At 50.4% G+C, this 3,986-nt stretch carries 2 protein-coding genes; both read left to right on the top strand.

What is annotated here, in order from left to right:
• Positions 1-1,647, top strand: a 1,647-nt coding sequence (locus N512_RS23420) for a calcium-binding protein (protein ID WP_156029289.1), incomplete at its 5' end; no start/stop codon positions are given.
• A gap of 252 nt (positions 1,648-1,899) precedes the next feature.
• A partial coding sequence (locus tag N512_RS23425) for a retention module-containing protein (protein WP_037475628.1) occupies positions 1,900-3,986 on the top strand: 2,087 nt, incomplete at its 3' end.

Consider the following 3,986-nt stretch of genomic DNA (forward strand, 5'->3'; position numbering starts at 1 on the left):
AGCTTTGATGTCACGGTCGATGACGGCAACGGCGGCACCGACACTGAAACCGTGACTATCACCATCAATGGTACCAACGACCCGGTTGAAGGCGAATTTGCCAAAGAGATCTGGGTTCCGGCCTCCCTGTTACAACTCTCGGATCCTTATCTTGCCGGCTATCCGCTAAACATTGATGTACCGAGCGATGTAGATGCCACTGATGACATTAGCATCACAAACCTGAGCCTTGAGTTTATCGATCCGGGGGAAACCGCCGAGATAGGCTCCATTTGGTATTGGGATGAAGACATCCAGATGCTGGTGCAGTATGACTTTAACAATCCTGAGGCCTTATCTGCCACAGAGTTGGGCAGTCTGGTCTATATGCCGGGGGATAACGGTGACATAGAGGAACAACTGGATATTTCTCTGACCTTCACAGTCAACTCAGGTACAGATCAGGTTGATGGCGACTTCATCATCCATGCTGTGCCTGGTAACAGCTTGGGAGGGGAAAGTGTCACCATAGGTGATGGTTCATCGCCTTTGACCTCAGGGAATGATCAAGATGCTGTTCTCAGTATCAGTGGCGGATTCGCCGATGCCATTAATCTAGATCCAACCAATGGTAGCCTGGATCTGTTTACCGATTACCAGAAATCGCCCTTTGCCATTCCAATTCCCGGAGATGAGAGAGACATTGACACTACCGCGGGCAGCAAGCGGGAAACGGAGGTCTCAGTCAGGCTTACCATTAACGGCATAACCTTCATAGTGCTGCTGGCAGATCCCGTCGATAGCGTAGAACAGACTTGGTTCTATGATGCGGATTCAGGCTTGATGAAGGCCAGTATTGGCTACGATCAGATAGTGCAAGAATCGGATAACTCAGTAACTCTCGCCGACTACCTGACTTTGAATCCGGCCCAAGCAGGCGATCTATGGACCATTACTTACTTCGACAATGATGGAGGCAGTTATCAGGCCAGGTATGTACAAGCTGTATTTACTCACGAGCTGCTACCTGATGATGCCATTACGGTAACAGGAACCGACGACATAGATAATCTCATCTTTGGTAGCACTCAAAGTGACTCGCTCACCGGGGCAAACCAAAGCGATGAAATTGTCGGTCGCGAAGGAAATGACACCATCTATGGTCTGGAAGGTGATGACCAACTACTGGGTGGCGCCGGCAATGACTACATCTTTGGCGGTACAGGTGCCGACTATCTGGTTGGCGGCCCCGGCAGTGATCGCTTGGATGCCGGCATAGACAATGACAGAGATATATTTACCTGGGATGCAGGGTCTGCAGATGGCAGCACTGATGAAGTCTATAACTTCGACCCTAACACAGATGCACTGGATTTATCAGACATCTTGGTCAATGAAGAAAACGGGGTTTTGGATGATTACCTGGACTTCAGCTTCGTGGGTGGCAACACCATAATAAGCGTCGACACAACAGGTGCCGGAGGGGACAGTGTCACCATAGTTCTCAATGGTGTGGATCTGTCCGCAGAGTATGGAACTACAGATGAAGGTGTGATTATTCAATCCCTTATCTCCGACGGTGCATTGTTGGTCACTCAACCTGTTGTTCAGGCTTCTCTTCCAGAGCCTAACTATACTTATTCATCCGAGGAACAATTAATTCCCTAACCTTAAGCAATAATTTTTTTCAATAGAATCAACAGGAGCCGCAGGCTCCTGTTTTTTTATTAATCAACAACAAAAAATACTCCTTTTAAATCAGTGCATTAACAAAATGATAAGCAGCGTCAAAAAATTGACCTTTGAAACTAATTAATCTAAAATCGCACCCAAGAGATTTACACTATTTGCCAACTTGCAACCCAAACCATTGGGCTGCAACTTTATTGATACGGATATTGCAAGCGCCGGGGGCGGGACATGAAAGCACTTATCACTACACAAGATGGTCAAGTTAAGACTTTGAATGGCAAGGCTTATGTCATGTCAAATGGCCAGCAAGTGCCACTACAACAGGGCGACTTCGTCGCGCAGGGAAGCGAAGTTTTTGTCGATAATGATGCACAAATAGAGCTCCTGCTCAGTGACGGAAGCAGTCTTGGAAGTGAAGCTGAAGTCACTCAGGAAGCGTTGCAAAATGCCGATTCTGCAACAGATTCTGAAATTGCTCAGCTACAGGCCCTTATCGCTGCGGGAGAAGATCCAACCGCTTCATTGCCTGATACTGCTGCCGGTGGAGCTCAAGGGAATGAGGGGACGTCCGGCTTTGTTTCCTTGGCAAGAAGTGGGGCAGAAACTCTGGCTGCCAGTGGCTACGATTCAGCGGGCGTCGAAGCTGATGCCATTACACTGCAAGATGGCTTGTCACAAAACACCTTCGAGTTGACTCAAGTTGCTCCCAGCACTGTAACCTTGTTGGCGCCAACCCAAGTCAACGAGGGTGGCAGCATTACCTACACTGCTGTTGTAGACAATGCTCCTCTGGAAAGTGATTTGGTTCTGACCTTGTCCAACGGCGCGACTATAGTGATCCCTGTTGGCCAAACTTCAGGCAGCGTTACCGTCGACGCCCCCAGCGATGATGTCTACTTGGACAGTGAAGTACTGAATGTCGGTGTCACTGAGTCCCAGGGCGGCAACTACGAAAACCTGGACCTCGGCAATAGTGTCGATACTCAGGTCAATGACACCATAGATACCACCACGGTCACCCTGACTGCCCCGGCGCAGGTCAATGAAGGCGGCCAGATCACCTACACCGCCACGGTCAACAATGCCCCCGAAACCGACTTGGTACTGACTCTGTCCAACGGTGCCAGCATCACCATTGCGGCCGGTCAGACGTCCGGCACCGTGACCGTTGATGCACCGACTGATGATGTCTATCAGGACGGTGAAACCCTCACGGTCAATGTCACCGGTGCCCAGGGCGGCAACTATGAAAACCTGGACCTCGGCAATAGTGTCGATACTCAGGTCAATGACACCATAGATACCACCACGGTCACCCTGACCGCCCCGGCTGAAGTGAATGAAGGCGGCCAGATCACCTACACCGCCACGGTCAACAATGCCCCCGAAACTGACTTGGTACTGACTCTGTCCAACGGCGCCAGCATCACCATTGCGGCCGGTCAAACCTCCGGCACTGTAACCGTTGATGCACCGACTGATGATGTCTATCAGGACGGTGAAACCCTCACGGTCAATGTCACCGACGCCCAGGGCGGCAACTATGAAGACCTGAACCTTGGCAATAGTGTCGATACTCAGGTCAATGACACCATAGATACCACCACGGTCACCCTGACCGCCCCGGCAGAAGTGAATGAAGGCGGCCAGATCACCTATACCGCCACGGTCAATAATGCCCCCGAAACTGACTTGGTACTGACCCTGTCCAACGGCGCCAGCATCACCATTGCAGCCGGTCAAACCTCCGGCACTGTAACCGTTGACGCTCCCAGCGATGATGTATTTGTTGATGCGGAAACTCTGACCGTAGGTATAAATAGTGCACAAGGTGGTAATTTTGAAAACCTGGATACCAGTGACACAGCTTCCACACTGGTAAATGACACTACCGACACAGTTTTTGCCCAGATCAGCGTAGACAAAACCAGTGTCGCTGAAGGTGGTGAAATCACTTATACAGTGACTTTGGTCGATGCCAACGGTAACCCGGTAACCCTTCCTAGTGGTGCTTCGGTTACCTTTGCACTTGATTGGAGTGGTACAGCATCTGCGGCAGATGTTGATAATTTACCTCCAAGCGTGACCATTACCGGTGATAGCCAGCAAAGCTTTACGGTTAATACCATTAACGATGGTGTCTATGAAAATAGCGAAAATCTAAGCGTCGTCATTAGTGGTGTTACTGACGTCGATAATAGCCTTGAACAACTGGAGATAGGCATCAACAACAGCGCCGACACCACCATTCTCGACGCCCAGGATGCGCCTGTGGTCGGCATCGTCGCCGATCAAAGCAGCGTCACCGAGGGTGA

The sequence above is a fragment of the Shewanella sp. 38A_GOM-205m genome (assembly GCF_000518445.1).
Classification (GTDB): Bacteria; Pseudomonadota; Gammaproteobacteria; order Enterobacterales; family Shewanellaceae; genus Shewanella; species Shewanella algae.